11 protein-coding genes are annotated in these 22,399 nt (G+C 38.6%); 8 read left to right on the top strand and 3 right to left on the bottom strand.

Annotated elements, in window-relative coordinates; all coding sequences use genetic code 11:
* Positions 1 to 104 precede the first annotated feature (104 nt).
* The 6 genes from EV142_RS02765 to EV142_RS02790 all read left to right on the top strand — a co-directional run bounded on the left by EV142_RS02765 (position 105) and on the right by EV142_RS02790 (position 13,361).
* Positions 105 to 3,371: a TonB-dependent receptor gene (locus tag EV142_RS02765; protein WP_132032470.1), complete on the top strand. Its 3,267-nt coding sequence runs from the start codon at positions 105 to 107 to the stop codon at positions 3,369 to 3,371.
* 8 nt (positions 3,372 to 3,379) lie between these two features.
* Positions 3,380 to 4,897 (top strand): RagB/SusD family nutrient uptake outer membrane protein, encoded by a 1,518-nt coding sequence (locus tag EV142_RS02770; RefSeq protein WP_132032472.1) that lies wholly within the window; start codon positions 3,380 to 3,382, stop codon positions 4,895 to 4,897.
* Positions 4,898 to 4,909: 12 nt separating this feature from the next.
* Complete coding sequence (locus tag EV142_RS02775; RefSeq protein WP_132032474.1) at positions 4,910 to 6,022, top strand: SusE domain-containing protein; 1,113 nt, start codon at positions 4,910 to 4,912, stop codon at positions 6,020 to 6,022.
* 121 nt (positions 6,023 to 6,143) lie between these two features.
* Positions 6,144 to 7,523, top strand: a complete 1,380-nt coding sequence (locus EV142_RS02780) for an alpha-amylase family glycosyl hydrolase (protein WP_132032476.1) — start codon at positions 6,144 to 6,146, stop codon at positions 7,521 to 7,523.
* Positions 7,524 to 7,574: 51 nt separating this feature from the next.
* Complete coding sequence (locus tag EV142_RS02785; RefSeq protein WP_238698645.1) at positions 7,575 to 9,755, top strand: glycoside hydrolase family 97 protein; 2,181 nt, start codon at positions 7,575 to 7,577, stop codon at positions 9,753 to 9,755.
* Positions 9,756 to 10,007: 252 nt separating this feature from the next.
* The gene (locus EV142_RS02790) at positions 10,008 to 13,361 is read left to right on the top strand and encodes an Ig-like domain-containing protein (RefSeq protein ID WP_132032478.1); all 3,354 of its coding nucleotides are present in this window, start codon (positions 10,008 to 10,010) and stop codon (positions 13,359 to 13,361) included.
* Positions 13,362 to 13,580: 219 nt separating this feature from the next.
* On the opposite strand, the gene mfd is transcribed toward EV142_RS02790, so the two are convergent.
* Together mfd and EV142_RS02800 are read right to left on the bottom strand one after the other, a co-directional pair.
* A complete protein-coding gene (mfd, locus tag EV142_RS02795) occupies positions 13,581 to 16,946 on the bottom strand; it encodes a transcription-repair coupling factor (RefSeq protein WP_132032480.1) in 3,366 nt (1,121 codons plus the stop codon).
* Complete coding sequence (locus tag EV142_RS02800; RefSeq protein WP_132032482.1) at positions 16,939 to 17,547, bottom strand: hypothetical protein; 609 nt, start codon at positions 17,545 to 17,547, stop codon at positions 16,939 to 16,941. The genes mfd and EV142_RS02800 overlap by 8 nt, the downstream gene beginning before the upstream one ends.
* A 511-nt stretch (positions 17,548 to 18,058) precedes the next feature.
* Between EV142_RS02800 and EV142_RS02805 the strand changes: the two genes are divergently transcribed.
* Entirely contained in the window at positions 18,059 to 18,997 is a 939-nt protein-coding gene (locus tag EV142_RS02805; protein ID WP_132032484.1) for an L-threonine 3-dehydrogenase, read from the top strand.
* A 190-nt stretch (positions 18,998 to 19,187) separates the two neighbouring features.
* Positions 19,188 to 20,387 carry a DUF418 domain-containing protein gene (locus EV142_RS02810; protein WP_132032486.1) on the top strand — a complete coding sequence of 400 codons (1,200 nt, stop codon included), beginning with the start codon at positions 19,188 to 19,190 and terminating at the stop codon, positions 20,385 to 20,387.
* A gap of 74 nt (positions 20,388 to 20,461) precedes the next feature.
* Here the strand turns inward: EV142_RS02810 and EV142_RS02815 are convergent, their stop codons facing one another.
* The gene (locus EV142_RS02815) at positions 20,462 to 22,342 is read right to left on the bottom strand and encodes a M1 family metallopeptidase (RefSeq protein WP_132032488.1); all 1,881 of its coding nucleotides are present in this window, start codon (positions 22,340 to 22,342) and stop codon (positions 20,462 to 20,464) included.
* Positions 22,343 to 22,399: the final 57 nt, after the last annotated feature.

Here is a 22,399-nt window from a genome sequence, read left to right on the forward strand (position 1 = left end):
AATTAAAAGTAAGAGAATAAAAAAAATCGGAAAGAGCTGCGAACAATTTCCGATTTACTAAGTGATTGAATATAACGAATTAACTACAATCAATTAACAAAATTATGAAAAAAAAATCAAAGAATACCGGGTTTTTATCCCGCGTGTTCCAAAATGACCTAAAATTGAAACTAACTACACTACTTATTTTGGTCGCCATGTTTAATATCCGGGGAAATACTTATGCCCAAAAGACAAAAGTATCCTTAGAATTAAACAATTCAACAATCGAAAAGGTTATTGAAACCATCGAACAGAAAACAGATTTCAGATTTATTTATAAACTGAGCGATATCGATTTGGATCGGGTAATTACTATTTCGGTAAAAAACCAACCGATTGATATTGTCTTAAATAAACTTTTTAAAGGAACTCCAACCGAATTTAAAGTTAGGGACACCCAGATTATTTTAAAAAAACCGGAACTAAAAACAGAGACTGTCAGATATGAAAAACAAACCATTTCCGGAATCATTACCGATGAAAATGGCTTGCCTTTGCCTGGCGCAACCGTTTTTGAAGAAGGAACCAAAAATAGTTTTGTAACCGATTTTGACGGGAAATATCAGCTTACTGTTGAAAGCAATACTGCTGTAATCATCGTTTCTTTTGTGGGTTACAAAGAAAAAAAGGTCACTGCCAGCCAGAAAGTAATTAATATTCAACTTTTTCCCGACACAACAGATTTACAGGAAATAGTAGTAATTGGATATGGATCCACAGCCAAAAAAGATGTTACGGGAGCCGTATCTTCGATTGCTGCAAAAGACATGAACCAAGGCGCAATTGTAAATCCATTACAACTGATTGCAGGAAAAGCAGCGGGTGTAAATATCACCCAGGTTGGAAGTGAACCGGGTTCAGGGCCAAGTGTACGTATTAGAGGAATCGGCTCCCTAAGTGGAGGAAATGATCCTTTGGTCGTAGTAGACGGAATTCAGGGAAATATGGATTTGTTAAATCAGGTTCCACCAAGTGAAATAGAAAGTATTGATGTTTTAAAAGATGCTTCTGCTACTGCCGTTTACGGTTCAAGAGGAGCTCCTGGTGTCATCATTGTAACGACAAAAAAGAATAAGGCAGGAAAAACAACGATAGAATATATTGGCTCAACATCACTGGATTTTATTCCAAGAAAACTGGATATGTTAGATTCCGACCAATGGTGGCAAACAGCTCAGTCTACAGGTACACCGGCTTCCTCCAATCATGGTTCAAATACAGATTGGTATGGTCTTTTAACACAAACCGGAATAACACAAACACACACGCTGGCATTCGGTGGAGGAACGGACAAATTCAATTACAGAGCTTCTGTAACGGCTATTTTACAAGATGGTGTGGTCATTAATTCGAATAATAAAAAATACATAGGCCGAATTCAGGCCACTCAAACGGGGCTTGATGATAAATTAAAACTGACTTTTAATTTAACCAACGGTATTATCAATGGGAATAACAGCATTGGGGATATCGGAACTGCTGCTTACTCCTCAAATCTAATTACCAATGCTTATTTAATGAGACCAACAGATCCTGTTCTTAATCCTGACGGAAGTTACTTTACAGATCCAAATGTGTTTCAGTATTTAAATCCTTATGCAGCGGCACAAACCGTTACGAATGAAAGACAGGAAGACAACCTATTCGGAAGCCTGAAAGCTGATCTGGATTTAGCGAAAGGTTTAACAGCCAGCTGGTTTGGAAGCTGGAGAAAAACAAATAACATGAATGGTTATTATCTTCCCGCTGCCTCAACAAATGCCTATGCAATTGATCAGAAAGGATATGCTAACATTAGAAATGAAAAGCAAAATGAAAGATTAACGAATGCCAGTCTTACCTATAAAAGAACCTTTGGCATTCACAACATCAATGCACTGGCCTTATACGAATGGCAAAATCAGACTTATCAGGGAAATTATGCACAGGCAAAAGGTTTCATCAGTGACAAAACAACGTACAATTCGTTGCAGCTTGGTGATCTTTCGAAAGTTTCACCTAATGATATAACATCGTACAAAAATGACCGAACCTTAGTGTCGTTTTTAGGGCGCGTCAATTATTCTTTGCTTAACCGTTATTTATTTACGGGAAGTTTCAGAAGAGATGGTTCATCTGTATTTGGTATCAATAACAAATGGGGGGATTTTCCATCTGCATCTGTAGCCTGGCAAATAAACAAGGAGTCTTTTATGGCCAACCAAAATTTATTTAATGAACTGAAATTGCGCGTAGGATATGGTGTTACAGGGAATCAGCAAGGTCTTAGACCCCAAAACTCAATTGCGTTAGTGGGCCCAACGGGATTAACTTATTTTGGAGGTTCACAAATCAATAATTACAGTCCAAAACAAAATGCTAATCCTGATTTGCGATGGGAAACCAAAAAACAAACCAATATTGGTCTTGACTTTGGACTTTTCGACAACAGATTAAGAGGTACGGTAGATGTTTACGATTCCAGAACAGATGATTTATTATTTGACTATACACTGTCTCAGGTTAAGAATGACTATAATTATATTAAAGCTAACGTAGGAAGTATTTCAAATAAAGGTTTAGAGGTTTCTTTGGCGTATGATGTGATCCGAACAGAAAACAGCACACTTACACTAGGAGGGAATGTTTCCTTTACGAAAAACGAAGTGCTTAATTTAAGTGGAAGTTATAATGGTGAGCCTTTAACAACAGCTTATGTGGGTTGGGGAGCTGCAAACTCTTACCTGGTAAAAGGAAAACCGGTGGGAGCCTTTTACATCCTGCATTCTACAGGCGTAGACGGTAACAAAGCCGAGACTGTTGAAGATCGTGACGGAAGCGGAGGCGAGATCAATCAGAATGCCGACAGCCCTGACCGTTACTATGCAGGTTCAGCTTTACCAACGTATACATTTGCTTTTAGCCCGTCTTATCGATATAAGAATTTTGATGTTTCTATGTTATGGAGAGGTTCAGGAGGAAATAAAATTTACAATGCCCTTGGCCAAAGACTTAGCATGCTGGAGAATGTTGGTAAATCAAATGTTTTGGACAGTGCTGTTGACAAAGGAATTGTTACTTCTACCTACGGTTCTGATTTATGGTTAGAAGATGGTTCTTTCATCCGTCTGGATAATGTTACAGCAGGGTACAGTTTCCGTTTTACGGATAAATATTTTGAGTCGATCCGACTTTCTCTTACGGGGAACAATTTAGTCCTGATTACGGATTATACCGGTATGGATCCGGAATTGGATGTAAGTGGAAGCGGTCAGAATTTCGGTGGTGACAAAGGATTTTATCCCCGTACCAGAAGTATTGCATTTGGTTTAACTGTAAAATTTAAATAGTACAAGAAATGAAAATTAAAAATATATTGTTGGCAGGAAGTATCTCTTTCCTTGCCCTGTTTAGCTGTACTGATGTTAGTGAAACAGTATACGATCAATATCCTGCAGATGAGTTTTACGGCACTCCTGAAGGAACCAATAGTCTCCTTGCCAGTATTTATGCCCAAATCCCGGGAGAATTTACCAGAGACGGCTATGCTGGTGTTGGCTATGCCGGAGCCGATAATGGCTGGTATGATATGAACTGCATGTCCTCTGACGAACAGGTTATTCCGCATAGAAATGACGGTAACTGGCAACAGGATTTTGCCCGTTTGCATAAACACGCCTGGCTGCCAAGTGAAGGTATTATCACCAACACCTGGAATTGGCTGTACAGATGTATTTTCAAAGCCAATTTAGCAATAGCGTTATTAGAAAAAGCAAATGCAGATCCTTCAAAAATTGCCGAAGCTAAAGTAACACGTGCTTTTTTCTATTATCTGCTGATTGATGATTTCGGAGATGTTCCTTTTTATACCGACAACAATATTGCTTCAGATAAAATTCCACAGGCAAGCCGTAAAGAAGTCTATACTTTTATTGTAAAAGAACTGACCGAAAATGCCGATTTACTTTCGAATAACAAAGGAGGAGAATATTACGGAAGATTCAACAAATGGGCCGCTTATACCGTACTGGCAAAAGTGTACCTGAATGCGGAAGTATATACCGGTGAAGCAAAATGGACAGAGTGTTTAGCAGCTTGTAACAAAGTAAGCGAAGGCGGATTTTCACTTCACTCCGGTGCTGCTGATGCAGGAAGCCCACTTGGAAACAAGTATTATGAATTATTTGGTGATGTTTCGCCTCAGGATGAAACCATTTTATCGATTTACGCCACCATTGATGTTTTATCCCGCAATGTGTATGCCGTTAGGAGCCTTTATGGTGCTCATGGTATCACTGCGCTTAAATACAACGGTTGGAATGGTACTATCGTTCCGAAACAATTTTACCTGAAATATGACAATGCCGATATTCGTAAAAAACAGTTTTTAGCCGGTGAACAGCCAGGAGGTGTTAATTATACCTTAGATGTTCAGTCTATAGATCTTCCGGGAGCAGATCCGCAAGCCGGAGTGCGTAATGTTAAATTTTATCCGGCCGGAGCAAATACAGGAGGCGGGGCTTCTAATGATTTCCCCATCTACAGGTACGCTGATATCATTTTAATGATGGCGGAATGTAATGTTCGTTTAGGTAATCCGGGAGCGGCGAAACCTTTTGTGGATGCGATCAGACAACGTGCAGGTCTTAATGCACTGGATGCAAATCCGACATTGGATAACATTTATGACGAAAGAGGTTTTGAATTAAACTGGGAAGGACACAGAAGACAGGACATGATTCGTTTTAATAAATTTTTATTACCCAACGAATTCAGAACAGTTGCATCGCCTGCTTTCAGAAAATTGTTCCCAATTCCAACCGCTGCCATAAATGCTAACACAGCACTAAAACAAAATCCGGGCTACCCGCAATAAAAACAAACTATCATGAAAAAATATATAAATAAATTATTCATATTAGGCAGCTTGCTTTTTTTGGGTGCTTCCTGTGAAAGTGAATCTGCCCAGGTTACAACCTTAAAAACCGTTACTTTTCCAAGTACGCTTGTAGCCTCTTCCACCACATTGGTATTGACAGAAGATACTGCGGATGATTCTGTCGTGCTATTCTCATGGCCGGCAGTACAATTTCCTGTTGGTACAGCGGTAACGTATGCATTACAAATTGATGTCATTTCAGATATTACCGGACCAACGGCCTGGCAAAAATCCAAACGAATTGAAGTGGGTGAAGATGTTTTAAGCAAAGCTATTCTTGGAAAAGATTTAAACCAGATAGCCACAGACTTAGGACTTTTACCTGAACTCACAGGAAAATTAGTGGTTCGCGTAGAAGCAAGCTTAGATCATAAAGTGTATTCGGATCCTCTTACCTTAACCATTACTACGTATGAAAGAAGTGTTGTTTTTGGCGAAATATACATGCCGGGAAGTTATCAGGGCTGGAGCATAGAAACTGCTGCTGCTTTAACTGCCATACAAAAAGGTGTTTATCAGGGCTACATGACACTTCCGGTTGGACAGGGGCGTGAATTCAAAATAAACAAGGAAAGAAACTGGGCTCAGTTTTATGGCGCAGGAGAAACTAATTTTGATATGAAAAACATGAGTGATGCCGATTTTCTGCTGCCGGCTGCCGGATCATATCAGATGAAAGTAAATTTAAACACACTCAAATGGACCGCTACTCCATATGCATGGGGAATTGTGGGTCCTGCATCAGCAACAGCTGAACAAACAGCTGGTGACGCCAATTACGGATGGAATCACTCTGTTCCGATGTCATATGACCATCAAACCAAAACATGGAAAATTACAACCAATTTATTACCGGGAGCATTAAAATTTAGATTGAATGATAACTGGACTATTAATTACGGACCGGCAGATGCTGCAACAAATACGGTAAATCTTGATAACGGAGGAGCTTATAGTATTGCTGAAGCAGGAACTTACGAAGTAACGTTTAAAATAGTAGAGACAGATCCCGCAACTACCGGTTATCCGGCAACTGCCATCTGTACCATAACAAAAAAATAATTAAAATTTAAATTAGTTTGGTTGAGTAATTACCTGTCTTTCATTCGTGAAAGGCAGGTTACTTTAAAATGTTTTAAAACTTAAAACACTCCCAGACTTATTAAAAACTAAAAATTAAATTATGAAATCAAATATAAACATCATTTACACTTTGCTAATTACCCTGGCATTTATTTCGTGTAGTTCTTCTGATGACAATTCCACACCACCTTCGCCCTACACACAGTATGGTGCCGCCTTTGAAAAAATGCCGGACAAACAAGATGCCATTATTTATCAGGTAAATATCCGAGCTTTTAGTCAGGCCGGAACTTTAAAAGGAGTTCAGGACAGACTTTCACAGATTCAGGAACTTGGAGCAAATGTGATCTATTTAATGCCTGTTTATCCTGTTGGAAAAGTAAAAGCTTCAGGAGAATTGGGTTCCCCTTATGCGGTGCAGGATTATAAAGCGGTAAATCCGGATTTTGGAACTTTACAAGATCTTCAGGTTTTGGTGGAAGAAGCGCATAAAAAAAACATGGCTGTTGTGCTGGACTGGGTTGCGAATCACACTGCCTGGGATAATCCGTGGATTACACAACACCCCAATTGGTACCAAAAAGATGGTGACGGAAACATCATTATTCCACCGGGAACAAATTATACGGATGTTGCCCAGTTGGATTTCAATAATGCTGAAATGAAAGCTGCCATGATCGACGCGATGTCGTACTGGATTTATAACGCAAACATAGATGGTTTCAGATGTGATTATGCCGATTTCGTAGCTCCGGGATTCTGGACAGAGGCCATCACCAAATTAAGAAGCATCAAAAAAAATCAAAAGATATTAATGTTGGCTGAAGGTTCTAAAATAAGTCATTTTACTTCGGGGTTTGATTATACTTTTGGATTTAATTTTTTCAGTGCTTTAGAAAAAGTTTTCAAAGAAAATCTTTCTGCATCGACTTTGCAAAATTCAAACGCTACTGAATATGCCAATATTTACAGCCCTGACAGCAAAGTGGTACGATACACCAGCAATCATGATGTTAACCTTACCGATGGAACACCTTTGGAGCTTTTTGGCGGTAAAAAAGGATCTTTGGCGAGTTTTGTCGTAACGGCTTATCTAAAATCTGTTCCGATGATTTACAACGGACAGGAAATTGGATATGCACAAAGACTGAATTATTTCGCCCGTACTCCTATTGACTGGTCTGCTGCTGATACAGAAATGCTTGCAGAATATAAAAAGATTATCGCCTTTAGAAATAGCAGTAATGCTATAAAAAGAGGAACTTTTACAGGATACAGCAGTGATGCCATAAGTGCCTTTACTATGGTAAAAGATGCTGAAAAAGTTTTAGTGCTTTCTAACCTGACCAATTCTTCCGCAAAATATTTGGTCGCACCTGCATTAAAAGGAACATGGAAAGATGCTTTTTCGGGCGCAACCGTAACTCTTGGCAGTGAAACAACTCTTTTACCTTATCAATATCTGATATTGAAAAATTAATACACAAGCATTTTTAAAAAATACAATTAGATTTGCAAAAAACTAAATAAAATGAATTTTCAATCCAAAAAAGCATTGCTTAAAGTTTCTTTAAGCAAAACAGTTGCCTTATGTCTTTTTGTTTGTGCCAATGCCCTATGGGTTCAGGCACAAGAGATCACTTCTCCTGACAAAAACCTTTCTTTAAAATTTGAAGTAAAAGAGGGCGGAATTCCTTCTTACCAATTATCATATAAACAAAAACCAGTTATTAAACCAAGTTCTTTGGGATTAGAACTGCAAAATCTGCCTTCGTTTCTCGATGGTTTTACCATCACAAATACAGTACAATCCTCAGTTGATGATATTTGGAATCCTGTTTTAGGTGAAGAAAAGACAATACGCAATAACTACAATGAGCTGGTTGTGACTTTATCCCAGGCGAAAAATAACAACAGATATATTCGAATCCGTTTTAGATTATTCAATGACGGTTTAGGATTCAGATACGAATTTCCAAAGCAAAATGATTTGAATTATTTTGTGATTAAAGAAGAACGTTCTGAATTTAACCTGGCCGGAAATCATAAAATTTTCTGGATCCCGGGAGATTATGATACCAATGAATATGCATACACTACTTCGAAAATTTCTGAAATTCCGTCGTTGATGAAAAAGGCTACTATTGACATCAACTCACAATGGCCCATAAAAGAACTATCAGTACAGACACCCTCTATGATGAAATCTGATGATGGTTTATACATTAACATTCACGAAGCCGGTTTAATCAATTATCCTGCCATGTATCTTGAAGTTGATGCTGCGACTAATAAAATGCGCAGTCATTTAGCACCTGATGCGGTGGGAAATAAAGGTTACATACAGACCGATGCGCAATCGCCGTGGAGAACTATTGTAGTAAGTGATAAAGCAACTGAAATTTTGGCTTCAAAATTAATTCTGAACCTCAACGATCCGACAAGTTACAAGGATGTTTCCTGGATAAAACCGGTAAAATATATCGGAATCTGGTGGGAATATTTTGTGGCCGGAAAAAGCACCTGGGCTTTCGGAAAAGAAAACAATGTAAAATTAACGGATGATTTTTCGAAATTAACCCCTAACGGAAAACATGGGGCCACCACAGAAAGAGCAAAAGAATATATTGATTTTTCTTCTAAAAACGGTTTCGATGCGATCCTGATTGAAGGGTGGAATATTGGATGGGAAGACTGGATCAACAACTGGAAGGAAGAAGTTTTTGATTACGTAACCGCTTACCCGGATTTTGATGTAAAAGCGGTTCATGCTTATGCCGCTTCTAAAGGAGTGAAAATTATCATGCACCACGAAACTTCAGGATCGGCAACCAATTACGAGCGTCGTTTAGATCGTGCTTTTCAATTTATGAATGACAACGGTTACGATGCCGTAAAAACAGGTTATGTAGGTAAGATTATTCCGCGTGGCGAACACCATGACGGACAATGGATGGTGAATCATTACATCAATGTAGCCAAACGTGCCGCCGACTATAAAATCATGATCGACAGCCACGAAGCCGTTCGGCCAACAGGTTTAAACCGTACGTTTCCAAACTGGATCGCGCAGGAATCAGCTCGTGGAACTGAGTTTGAATCTATGGGAGGACTGAATCCGGATCATACGACGATTTTGCCTTTTACCCGTTTAATGGGTGGTCCTATGGATTTTACGCCCGGGATTTTCCAAACCGATCTTTCGTATTACGGAACCGGAAGCTCACAACGTGTCAATACTACTTTGGTGAAACAATTGGCGTATTATGTGACTATGTACAGTCCGTTGCAAATGGCTGCTGATATTCCGGGGAATTATGAACGTTTTCCAGATGCTTTTCAGTTTATTAAAGATGTTGCCGTAGATTGGGACAACAGTTATATTTTAGAAGCTGAACCGGGAGATTACATTACCATTGCCCGTAAAGCAAAAGGGAAAGAAGCCTGGTTTATTGGCGGAATTACCGATGAAAATGCCAGAACGGCCAACATTACTTTCGATTATCTTCCTGCAGGCAAAAAATTTATTGCTACCATTTATGCCGATGCAAAAGAAGCCAATTGGAAGGAGAAACCGCAAAGTTATACCGTAACTAAAGTTGTCGTAACCTCAAAAACAATTTTGAAACAATATTTAGCTCCGGGCGGTGGCGTTGCCATTAGCATCAAAGAAGGAACTCCTACAGAATTAAAAGGATTGAAAAAGTTATAAGATTACATACTCTCTTATGTAATTAAAAGTTTTTTTGCCACGAATTGCACGAATTAGCGCAAATTTTAATTTATTAAAATTTATAAAAAGCCTTAATTCGGGGAAATTCGTGCCATTCGTGGCGGAAAAAAATCAAAATTTTTACTACTTGAAAACTATTAACCACAAAATGTTTGTCAACTTAAAAAACCAATGCAAGTGAGAATGAATTTTAGTTAGAGATGCTGACAAGCATACAAAAAAATTAAAATTATGAAAATCAACATTACCAATCGATTATTTCATATCACGAAAACACTAGTCTGTTTTCTGTTATTATTTGCAAGTTCCGTGTATGCACAGGACCCTGCTCAGTACGGAACACCTTACACAGGAGTACCGGACCCAAGAGATGCCAATATTTACCAGGTTCATATTCGTCCGCACAGTGCTTCCGGAACTTTAGCCGCAGTTACTTCCGATCTGGACCGCATTAAGTCACTTGGAATCAATGTACTGTATTTAATGCCGATTTACCCTTACGGAACCGATTCAAGAAGTACAAACTCTCCGTATTGTATCAAAGACTTTAAAGCTGTTGGCTCCGAATACGGAACGCTTACCGATATGCGTAATCTGGTAGCCACGGCGCATACCAAAGGTATGGCAGTAATGCTGGATATTGCGGTAAACGGAACCTCATGGGATCATCCCTGGACTATTTCTCACCCGGAATATTATCAAAGAACCGGAACAACGATTAATCAGCTGGCCAATTTTGGTGATATAGCGGCTCTGGACCTTAACAATAGTGGCCTGAGGGCTGCCATAAAAGATGCCATGCGGTATTGGATCTTTGCCGCAAATATCGATGGATACCGTTGTGATTTTGCCAACAATCCTCCCCTGGATTTCTGGACAGAAATTATCAGTAATTTAAGAGGCATCTCTTCTCATAATTTATTAATGCTTGCAGAAGGCGATCGTCTACAAAATTTTCAAGCCGGATTCGATATGAATTTTGGCGACAAATGGTTTTATGATGCCTTGAAAAATGTGGCAGGCGGAGGCCCTGTTTCTACAAGATTCCAGACTACAAATGACATGGAATATACCTATGCAACAGGCAATCAGCAAGAAGTGAGATGGACTGCAAATCATGACTCAGAAAACAATAGTGATACCGCTCCTTTTACCGTATTTAAAAGTAATGCCGGAGTGGTTGCCAATTTCTTAGTTTCAGGTTATATGAAGGGAGTTCCTTTTTTAACCAGCGGACAAGAGGTAGCCTTCAATCAGGTAATTCCGTGGCCTTATACAAGTGTAAAAATCAACTGGAGCAATACAGCTGCCACACCTGAATTTGCCAGGATACTTAACTTCAGAAATAGCAGTGCCGCCATCAGACGTGGTACCATGACACCTTATGCGAGTGATGATATTTGTGCCTTTACCAAAACATTGGGGACAGAGAAAGTGATTGTAATGACCAATCTTAGAAATGCCAGTAAAACATTCGTGATTCCGGCTGCACTGGCAGGAACGTATAAAGATGCTTATACCGGCGCTACCGTGACATTGGTTTCGGGGGCTACACAATCTTTTAATGCTTTTCAGTATATTGTTTTAACCAATACCAATGTTGCAGCAGTAGCCGTAACTGGCGTAACGGTGAGTCCGACAACAGTAACTGTTGGTTTAGGATCTACACAACAATTAAATGCTACTATTGCTCCGGCAAATGCTACCAACCAAAACGTAACCTGGACATCCAGTAACACAGCGGTTGCAACCGTAAATGCATCCGGATTGGTTTCTGCAGTTTCTGCAGGTACAACAACCATTACGGTTAAAACAGTTGACGGAAATAAAACCGCTACATCTGCTATAACTGTTGCAGCAATTCCGGTTGCTTCTGTAAGTGTTTCGCCAACTACTGCGAGTTTGTATGCGGGAAACACACAACAGCTTTCGGCAGCGATTGCTCCGGCAAATGCAACGAACAAAACGGTAACCTGGTCTTCGAGTAATAGTGCAGTGGCAACTGTAAATTCATCCGGATTGGTTACAGCTGTTGCTGCAGGAACAGCCAATATTACAGCAACTACTCAGGACGGAAATAAAACCGCAGTTGCAGCAATTACTGTAAATGCGAATACCAATTTTACGGTTTATTTCTACAAACCATCAAATTGGGGAACGGGCATTAAAATCTATCATTGGAGTGCTTTACCAACAGGAATTTTGGCTGACGCATCATGGCCGGGTGTAAACATGACCGATGCAGGAAATGGCTGGTACAGTTATACGTTTACGAATATAACGTCAACCAATTTAATTTTCAATGATGGAACCAGCCAAAGTGCTGATTTAAGCCGAAACAAAACGGGTTGGTACATGAACACTACCTGGTACGATTCTAATCCGGGAACGGTTGTAGCGGTTACAGGAGTAACACTTGCGCCAACAACAGCTACTTTACTAATTGGTGCCACGCAACAAGTAACGCCAACAGTTTCGCCTGCAACAGCAACCAATAAAACGGTTAGTTATAGTTCAGGGAATACAGCTGTAGCAACAGTTAACGCGTCCGGTTTAATAACTGCACTAGCTGCAGGATCTGCAACTATTACGGTAACGACTCAGGATGGTGCTAAAACAGCAACCTGCGCGGTAACGGTGAATGCTTCAACTGTAGCCGTGACAAGTGTGAGTCTTAGTCCGACAACAGTTTCATTAGCCGTTGGCGGAATACAACAGCTTACACCGACTGTTCTTCCGGCAAATGCAACAAACAAAAATGTTACGTACAGTTCAAGCAATACGGCTGTGGCAACGGTAAATGCATCCGGATTAATAACGGCTGTGGCAAATGGAACTGCAACTATAACGGTAACCACTGTTAGCGGAAGCAAAACAAGTACAGCTGCTGTCACGGTTTCAACCCCAACAGGAACGTATTACACTATTAAAAACAGATGGACAGGTGCTTACTTATCGGATGCCGGAACAAATGTGGGTTACGGAGCAACCGCTTCCAATAACAGTTACAAATGGCAGAAAATTGCGATTGATGCTACTTATTTCGTATTGAAAAATGTAGCAACAGGCGAATTAATTAATATTGAAGGACAAACCGGAAGTGTGCAGTGCAACATTACCGATACCACTTTCTGGAGTGCGCAATGGTCTGCTGATTATATTGACGGAACCTGGACCAGAATTAGAAACAGATGGCAATCCGGAAATATTATTCATGTTGAAAATCAAACCGGATCTGCTCAATATGGTAATTCACAAGACGGCTGGTACAGCGCACAATGGCAGCTTGAAAGCACCACTGCTTCAAAAATGGCTTTGAATACTAAAGAAGATGTTGAGGTACAAAATACCGTAATTACCATTTATCCAAATCCATCAACAGACAATCAATTTCAGGTTTTATTGCCGGAATTAGAAAATGGAGACGTGGCAGCGATTACCGTTTCTGATATGAACGGAAGAATCGTACAAACGGAAAAACTTTCGGCTTCAGGACAAATCAATCATCATTTGGCATCGGGAATTTATATTGTAACTATTAATTCGAAAAATTCAAATGTAACTAAAAAACTGATTGTTAAATAGTTCTCTTTAGATTTGAAAAGTAAATGCCGTATGGAGTTTTCATACGGCATTTTTTATTTATTCTTTCAAAGGAACGTCAATAGAACTACTAAACCTCTTTTTTAGCCCCGATAGGACTGAAAATCCTTTTGTGCTGGGGTTCAGCACAAAAGATTGAAAGGGATAGCGGGACTGGTCGTCTTTTGAACTTAATTTTTCTGCTTGTAAAAAATAAAAAAATTATTCTCCCAATAATTCCATCAGTTCCAAAGCCCTTTTCGTAGATTTTACATTCTCAAAAGTCAGCAAAAGACGCAAGCCGTTTGGTGTCTGTTTTTCTTTCATTGTGCAAAGATTACTGTGTGTCTGCACAAATTTTATCATCTTCTGAAAACGTTTCGACTGATAATAATCAGATTGTTGATCTGAGACGAAATAGCCAATCATTTTGCCTTTTTTCATGACCAGTTTTTCAATACCTACAGCTGTGGCAATCCATTTGATTCGAATACTATTCATCAAGGCATTGGCACGCGGAGGCATCGGTCCGAAACGGTCAATTAATTTGTTTTGGAAAATGATTAGTTCTTCTTCATTTTTAACAAAACCCAATTCGTTATATAAACTCAAACGCTCTGTGACATTATTGATATATTCATCAGAAAACAATAGTTCAAAATCCGTATCAATTTGTAAATCTTTTACGTATTCCTTCGTTTCAATATCATTCTCTTCCGGATATAAATCCTTGAATTCGTTTTCTTTTAATTCTTCGATGGCTTCGTTCATGATTTTCTGGTAAGTATCAAAACCAATTTCATTGATGAAACCACTTTGCTCTCCACCTAACAAATCCCCGGCACCACGAATTTCAAGATCTTTCATAGCAATATTAAATCCGCTGCCCAATTCGCTAAACTGCTCTAACGCCTGAATACGTTTACGCGCATCTTCGGTCATAGAGGAATATGGCGGACAGATAAAATAACAGAAGGCTTTTTTATTGCTTCGCCCTACCCGGCCTCGCATCTGATGCAAATCTGATAATCCGAAATTATTGGCATTATTGATGAAAATCGTATTGGCGTTGGGTACATCCAAACCGCTTTCGATAATTGTTGTCGCGACCAGAACATCAAAATCCCCATTCATAAAACCTAACATCAATTCTTCTAGTTTGGCACCTTCCATTTGTCCGTGACCAATTCCGACTCTGGCATTCGGAACCAGACGCTGAATCATTCCGGCCACTTCCTTAATATTTTCAATTCGGTTATTGATAAAGAAAACCTGTCCGTTACGCTGAATTTCATACGAAATCGCATCGCGGATTATCTCTTCATTAAAACCAACCACATTGGTTTCTATTGGATAACGATTGGGCGGAGGTGTTGTAATTACCGATAAATCGCGAGCCGCCATCAAGGAAAACTGAAGCGTTCTCGGAATTGGCGTTGCCGTTAAGGTCAGCGTATCTACATTGGCTGCAATCGTTTTGAGCTTGTCTTTTACGTTTACGCCAAACTTTTGCTCTTCGTCGACAATCAATAAACCAAGGTCTTTAAAAACTACATTTTTGTTGACTAATTGGTGTGTTCCAATTACAATATCCAGTTTACCTTCGGCTAAATCTTTTAAGGTTTGTGCTTTTTGTTTGGCCGTTCTAAATCGGTTCAGATAACCAATTGAAACCGGCATATCTTTTAATCTTTCCGTAAAAGTCCGATAATGCTGGTATGCCAAAATAGTTGTGGGAACCAGAATCGCGACTTGTTTACTGTTGTCAACCGCTTTAAAAGCGGCACGAATCGCCACCTCTGTTTTTCCGAAACCAACGTCACCACAAACCAGACGATCCATTGGACGATCGCTTTCCATATCGGCTTTTACTTCCTGAGTCGATTTCGTCTGATCCGGAGTGTCTTCGTAGATAAAGGAACTTTCTAATTCATTTTGCAAATAACTGTCCGGCGCAAACTGGAAACCTTTTTCTAAACGGCGTTTCGCATACAGCTGAATCAAATTGAAAGCAATATGTTTGACACGCGCTTTGGTTTTTTGTTTTAAAATTTTCCAGGCGTTCGATCCCAGTTTATAAATTTTAGGCGGTGTTCCGTCTTTTCCGTTGTATTTTGAAATTTTATGAAGCGAGTGAATGCTCACATACACAATATCATTATCGGCATAAACCAATTTTATGGCTTCCTGCGTTTTACCTTCCACCTGAATTTTTTGCAGGCCGCCAAACTTCCCGATTCCGTGATCGATATGCGTCACATAATCCCCAACAGATAGTGACGTTAATTCTTTTAGCGTAATATTCTGCTTTTTCGAATAGCCGTTTTTGATGTTGAATTTATGGTACCGCTCAAAAATCTGATGATCGGTATAAGCTGTAAGCTGATTTTCTTCGTCAATAAAACCCTGGTATAAAGGCAATACAATAGTATGATATTGTTTTCGAATATTCTCTGAATTGGCTTCATCTAAAGTTTCGAAAATATCATGAAAACGTTTTGCCTGCGTTTCATTAGAACAAAACAGGTAATTTTTATAGCCGTTAAAATGATTCTCACTCAGGTTATTCAGTAATAAATCAAATTGTTTATTGAATGAGGGCTGCGGCAGAATATGAAATTCGAACTTTTTGGTGGTTTTGAAAATGGGTTTTGAAGCCAGTTCAACAACCGAAAAGTCTAACGCCCTTTTTATAAATGAGGCCTGATTTAAGAACAGTTGTTCCGGACTGGCGTGTTTTATCTCTTTCGAAAGTTTCTCAAAAGCTTCTTCTGCCCTTGCGAATTGTTTGTCTAACTGAGAAAAAAGCCCGTCGGTGTTCTGAATAAAAAGAACCGTTTTTTCTGCAATATAATCTAAGAAACTTTCCCTGTTTTCCTGAAAGATCTTGTTCTCTACATTCGGGATAATCGTTATTTTTTTATGCGTTTCTACAGATAGTTGTGTTTCTACATCGAAACTTCTGATGCTGTCTACTTCATTTCCGAAAAATTCAATTCGGTACGGGTGATCGTTTGAAAAGGAGAACACATCAACGATTCCTCCACGAACGGAAAATTCGCCCGGTTCGGTAATAAAATCGACTCTCTTGAATTCATATTCAAACAAAACTTCATTGATAAAATCAATTGAAATTTTATCGTTTAAAGCGACTTTTAAAGTGTTTTTGTCCAGCTGCTGGCGCGTCACCACTTTCTCGAAAAGCGCCTCCGGATAGGTCACGATGATCGCTGGTTTTTTACGGGAATTAATTCGGTTTAAAACCTCAGCGCGAAGCAGTACATTGGCATTATCGGTTTCATCAACTTGGTAAGGACGGCGAAATGATGCCGGATAAAACAAGACATCCTGTTCGCCAATCATCTGTTCGAGATCATTCAGGTAATACGCCGCTTCTTCCTTGTTGTCTAAAACAATCAAAAAAGGCAGTTCGGTTTGCTTAAAAACAGAGCGGATTACAAAGGATACTGCAGATCCCAGCAAACCGCTAAGATGCATTTTTATCTGGCTTTCTTCCAGTAAATTTGATGCAATCTGCTTTGCTTTTGGCAGATTATCATACGTAGTATAAAGGGCGTTTTTACTCAACTTTAGGTAAATTTTGATCTAATGGCGGTGCCGAATTCGGAATCGCGCGTGTTGTATCTAACATTTTCAGGAAATCTGCTTCTCCTTCTTCTTTCGGAATCTTGCTTTTTTCAACAATTTTATCCATTTGTCTTTCCAGTGAAACTAATTCCTTATTGATTTCACCAACTAAAAAAATCACTTTCTCGTCGGGAATTTGGTTCAGATGAATAAACAAATCCATCATTTTGATTTTAGTGATCAAAATTGAGATTCTGCTTTTTATCTGAGGCAGATTGAATTGTGCCGGAATATTATTATTTAAAAGCATTGCTTTCTTAGCAATTGCAGCCGATTTTTTCTGAAACGCTCCAATCGTTTTCTTCGGTTTTTCTCCGATTTCTTTTAAGAAGTCGCGCCATTCTGTCCAGGTTGCTGCATTCTGCTCAGAGACTTCATTGATGGGTTCATCAATAAAAACCCAGCCTTTATTGATATTATTAAATATGACTTCCTTTTTTTTAGCTTCTTTTTCATACTCTGCAAGGCGCCTTTCGTCTTCACCCTGACAGGAGTTCAATACAAAAATAAAAAGTAGAAAAAGAGATATTTTATATTTCATTTGGTCAAACATTAAGCTACAAAGTTACAAAGTAAATTTACAATTACGAATTCTGATTTTGGCCATATATTGCCCTGGATATGGATTTTAAAAAGTTTGCCACGAATTTCTCTAATCTTCACGAATTATTTCAAGTTTTGACCGCATAGATTTGTGCTAATTCGGGGTCCTAGCGATAGCGAACAGGCGAAGCAAATTCGTAGCAAAGAAAACGCTGTAACTGTGTCTGGAAAATTTAACCGCAAAGCACGCAAAGCTTTTTATCTTGCAGTAAGTTTAGAAAACACAAAGTTCGCAAAGCTTGGCGTTGAACTGGCTTTGCGAACTTTGCGTTTTTATAAAACGGCATAATTTTTAAAAATCTTTGCGTGCTTTGCGGTTAAATAATTAAAAGCCTCAACGGAGAATAATCCAAAAAAGCATCTTTATCATTGTTAAATTTATAATTTGTTCTTCTGAAAACCAAAAATATTTGCGAAAACGTTATATTTGCGTATCTAAAAATTTACAAATGAATCCAAAAATATTGATCATTGGTGCATGCGGTCAAATTGGGACAGAACTGACTCAAAAGCTTCGCAAATTATACGGAACCGAAAATGTTGTCGCTTCTGATATCCGAAAATTAAATACGGACGTTGTTAATTCAGGGCCTTTTGAAGTGGTCAATGCGTTGGATTTCAATCAAATTGAACATCTTGTTGAAGTACATAAGATTACGGATATTTATTTGATGGCAGCACTTTTATCTGCTACCGCCGAAAAAAATCCCGCCTTTGCCTGGGACCTGAATATGAATTCGTTATTTCATGTTCTGAATCTGGCTAAAGCCAAAAAAATCCAGAAAGTTTTCTGGCCTTCCAGTATTGCCGTTTTTGGCCCGACAACTCCAAAAGAAAATACGCCGCAATATACGGTAATGGAACCTTCGACTGTTTACGGAATTAGCAAGCAGGCAGGAGAAAGATGGTGTGAATATTACCATAATATTTATGGTGTTGATGTTCGCAGTATCCGTTATCCTGGTTTAATCAGCTGGTCGACTCCTCCGGGCGGCGGCACTACCGATTATGCTGTTGATATTTTTTATAAAGCGATTGCTGATAAAAAATACGAATGCTTTTTATCGGCAGAAACCAAAATGCCAATGATGTATATGGATGATGCTATTGAAGCGACTATCAATATTATGAAAGCGCCTGCTGAAGACATCAAAATACATTCTTCATACAATTTAGCCGCAATGAGTTTTACTCCAACTCAAATTGCTGCTGAAATCAAAAAACATATTCCTGAATTTGAAATTACATACAATCCTGATTTCCGTCAGAAAATTGCGGACAGCTGGCCTGCCAGTATTGATGACGCTGAAGCGAGAAAAGACTGGGGATGGCAACATACTTTTGATCTGGAATCAATGACAAAAGATATGCTGGAACATTTGGGATAGTTTAAAAATTCCTAACTATTTAAAGCGTATTATTTTAAAAGAAGTTCTTTTAAAATAATACGCTTTTTTTGTGAAATATATTTTAAGATAAAAGCACAGGATTATATAATTTTCTTACTTTTGGCTGCGTTAGAATAATTTCAAATTTATCTAAAATCATCAATCAAATCACAACAAAAATGTTAATCAAATGACAAATTCTTATCATCCTGTCGAACAAAGCAAAAGAACTGCTATTGTTGACATCCTCAGGGGCTGGGCTCTACTAGGCGTTGCCATTGGAAATTATTCGGACTTCCTGTTTATCGGCGTACCACACAAATTCAACCACAGTATTTTATCTGAAATACTGATGACGTTTAACCGCTACTTTTTTGCAGCAAAATCCTGGACCTTATTAACGCTGTTATTTGGCTACGGTTTTGCTATTTTAATTGATAATGTTGCCAGTAAAGGCAAAAATCCGGTCACCTTTTTTGCGTGGCGAATGATTTTACTTTTTGTACTGGCTTTTATTAATTCGTCTTTCTGGCTTGGCGACATCTTAAAAGATTATGCTTTTTTAGGACTTGTAATGTTACTTTTTTACAAATGTTCTGCAAAAACATTAGCCATAATTTCTGCTGTTATTGTTCTTACCATTCCTTTTGTCATGGCTTATGTCAACGGCTATAAGGTCGAACATCCGGAAATCGCAACAAATCCCGAATATTTAAAATTGTATCATTCCGGAAACTGGCTGGATTTTTTCAGGTTTAATTTGCTTGCTTCCTTTTACGAACAAATCATTATTCCGGGTTACGCCATTACGGCACATCTTGTCATGTTTGCCTGCATGCTTTTTGGCTTTTTACTTCAGAAAATAAACTTTTTTAATCGTCTAAACGAACTGAAAAAGCTATTAAAACGTGTACTTTGGATCAGTTTAGCTACGGCCGTCATTATTGGTGTATGCTTTAATCTGATTATTTTCTACAAACAAGTCGCTATTTTCAAAGTCTTTCACCCGCTCTACTGGCTCGTTCTAAGCACCATGATTTTTATCGCTACGGGAATTTCCTTGTTGTATAATAATGGAAAGCTAAAAACCGTTTTCAGTTATTTTAGTGCCGGCGGAAAAATGACACTGACCAATTATATCGCCCAAAACATTTTAGCGGCTTTTATTTTTTCGGGAATTGGTCTGGGAATAGGAGATGCAATGCCTTACTGGTTTTACTTTTCCTTAGCGGTTTTTATTTTTATCGTGCAGCTATTTATAAGCAAATGGTGGCTGTCAAGATACAATTATGGTCCAATCGAATGGTTATGGCGATCTGCCAGTTATCGAAAATTATTTCCGTTTAAGAAAACAGAAACCGTTGTTGCTACAGAAGTAAAAACAATATAATAATAAAGATAAATTTGAAAAAAGAAAAGCCCTTAAATCACTTTAAGGGCTTTTACTTTATAAGATTCTTTTTGTTATTTCACTTCAAAAACATTATTGGCAGCTTTAACATCAGCCATTAATCCGCTTGGGTCAATGGTGATCTTTTTGATTGCACCTTTGCTTTTGTCTATTGTAAAACTATAATTCGATTGCGCCCAGGCCCAGTCGTCCAAAACTGTTCTTTTTACGTTTGGATTTGGATTTGGTTTGATGAAATTCATCATTCTTAACGGAATGTAAAAACTTTCAGAAGTTCCGTCAGTATATTCTACCAGCAAATCAATTGGCATTGGCATCCTGCCGATTCTTTCTAAACTAACGGTTGTTTTGCCCGCATTATCGGCAACGTCTTTAATTCCGTAATCAATCGTATTGGCTGTTTGCGTCCAATCCATTAAATACCAGTCCAATTCTGCACCGGAAACTCTTTCAGCTGTTCTTTTGATATCATTTGGAGAAGGATGTTTGAATTTAAAATCACTGTAATATCTTTTTAAAGTCGCATCCAGATTCTCCTGTCCAATTACATATACTAACTGCGAAAGAAAGATACTTCCTTTTACATAAGAAGAGATACTGTAAGGTCTGTTCTCATCATAACGGTCACCATGAGTCGTTTGTGGCTGCTCTTTTCCTGATGAAACTAAGCTGTAATAGGCATTATAATTTCCTTTAAACGGATTGGCTACTTTTTTATCTCCTGCCAGCTCATTCAAAGCGCTGTCTTCGATGTAAGTTGTAAAACCTTCATCCATCCACGGATGTTTCGATTCGTTTGAAGCCAGAATATGCTGAAACCATGAATGTCCCAGTTCGTGTGTAGCGGTTCCTAAAATTCCTTCAAGAGTTCCGTTTCCTAACATTAAAGTACACATTGCATATTCCATTCCGCCATCTCCACCCTGAATAAAGGAGTATTGTTTGTACGGATAGGCCCCAACTGTATGATTGTAATAATCCATTACTTTCACCATTAATGGCTCCAGTTTTTTCCAGTTTTCAGCTACTTTCGGAGTGTTTTTATAAAAGAAATGCAAATCGACATCATTTGGTCCTTTTACAATATCATGTGCATATTCTTTGTCTGCTGCCCAGGTAAAATCGTGAACGTTTGGTGCAATAAAATGCCATGTCAAAGTCTTGGTTTTTTTTGGGTACGTAACCGTCACACCTGCATCCTGATACCCGTGACCAATTTCGTTTTTATCCTGTAAATATCCGGAACCGCCAATTGTATAATCCTTATCAATTGTAATTTTTACATCAAAATTTCCCCAAACGCCATGAAATTCACGCGCAATATAAGGATCCGCATGCCATCCTTCGAAATCAAATTCGGCTAATTTAGGATACCACTGTGACATTGATAATTCTATTCCTTCCGAATTGTTTCTTCCGGAACGGCGAATCTGAACCGGAACCTGTCCGTCGAAATCTAACGTAAAAGTCGTTTTAGAATTCGGCAAAATTGGTTTCGCCAAAGTTACTTCTAAGATAGTCCCTGAAGTTCTTGTCTGAGCCGTTTCGCCATCTTGTTTAAAATTAGTAATTTTTAAAAAACCTGTTTCGTTTGGTTTTAAAGTTTCAATTCGGCTTTGCTTTGTTTCTTTGCCATCAGCACCCTTTACTTTATTCACCATTCTTCCGTCCGGATCTTTTATAGTATGCAGACGTGCATCCATTTCACTTCCCGGCTGAAAAGCATTTGGATACAAATGATAAAATACTTTTTTTAAGGTATCAGCAGAATTGTTGGTATACACCAATTCCTGTTTCCCCTTATACTGATAGGTTTTTACATCCATCGAAACCTCCATTTTATAGTCGGCATGTTGCTGCCAGTAAGGCGCATTTTGTGCAAAAGCAGCGTTTAAACCAAAACTCAGAAAAGAAAATAGAATAATTTTATACATCTTCATTTAAATAAAAAAATGGAAGAGTGTTCACTCTTCCATTGGATTAGTAATTTA

The organism is Flavobacterium circumlabens, from assembly GCF_004345565.1.
In the GTDB taxonomy this organism is placed as follows: Bacteria; Bacteroidota; Bacteroidia; order Flavobacteriales; family Flavobacteriaceae; genus Flavobacterium; species Flavobacterium circumlabens.

Coding starts and splice junctions, on each gene's coding strand:
- EV142_RS02765 (WP_132032470.1), top strand. CDS start 105: ATGAAAAAAAAATCAAAGAATACCGGGTTTTTATCCCGCGTGTTCCAA.
- EV142_RS02770 (WP_132032472.1), top strand. CDS start 3,380: ATGAAAATTAAAAATATATTGTTGGCAGGAAGTATCTCTTTCCTTGCC.
- EV142_RS02775 (WP_132032474.1), top strand. CDS start 4,910: ATGAAAAAATATATAAATAAATTATTCATATTAGGCAGCTTGCTTTTT.
- EV142_RS02780 (WP_132032476.1), top strand. CDS start 6,144: ATGAAATCAAATATAAACATCATTTACACTTTGCTAATTACCCTGGCA.
- EV142_RS02785 (WP_238698645.1), top strand. CDS start 7,575: ATGAATTTTCAATCCAAAAAAGCATTGCTTAAAGTTTCTTTAAGCAAA.
- EV142_RS02790 (WP_132032478.1), top strand. CDS start 10,008: ATGAAAATCAACATTACCAATCGATTATTTCATATCACGAAAACACTA.
- EV142_RS02800 (WP_132032482.1), bottom strand. CDS start 17,547: ATGAAATATAAAATATCTCTTTTTCTACTTTTTATTTTTGTATTGAAC.
- EV142_RS02805 (WP_132032484.1), top strand. CDS start 18,059: ATGAATCCAAAAATATTGATCATTGGTGCATGCGGTCAAATTGGGACA.
- EV142_RS02810 (WP_132032486.1), top strand. CDS start 19,188: ATGACAAATTCTTATCATCCTGTCGAACAAAGCAAAAGAACTGCTATT.
- EV142_RS02815 (WP_132032488.1), bottom strand. CDS start 22,342: ATGTATAAAATTATTCTATTTTCTTTTCTGAGTTTTGGTTTAAACGCT.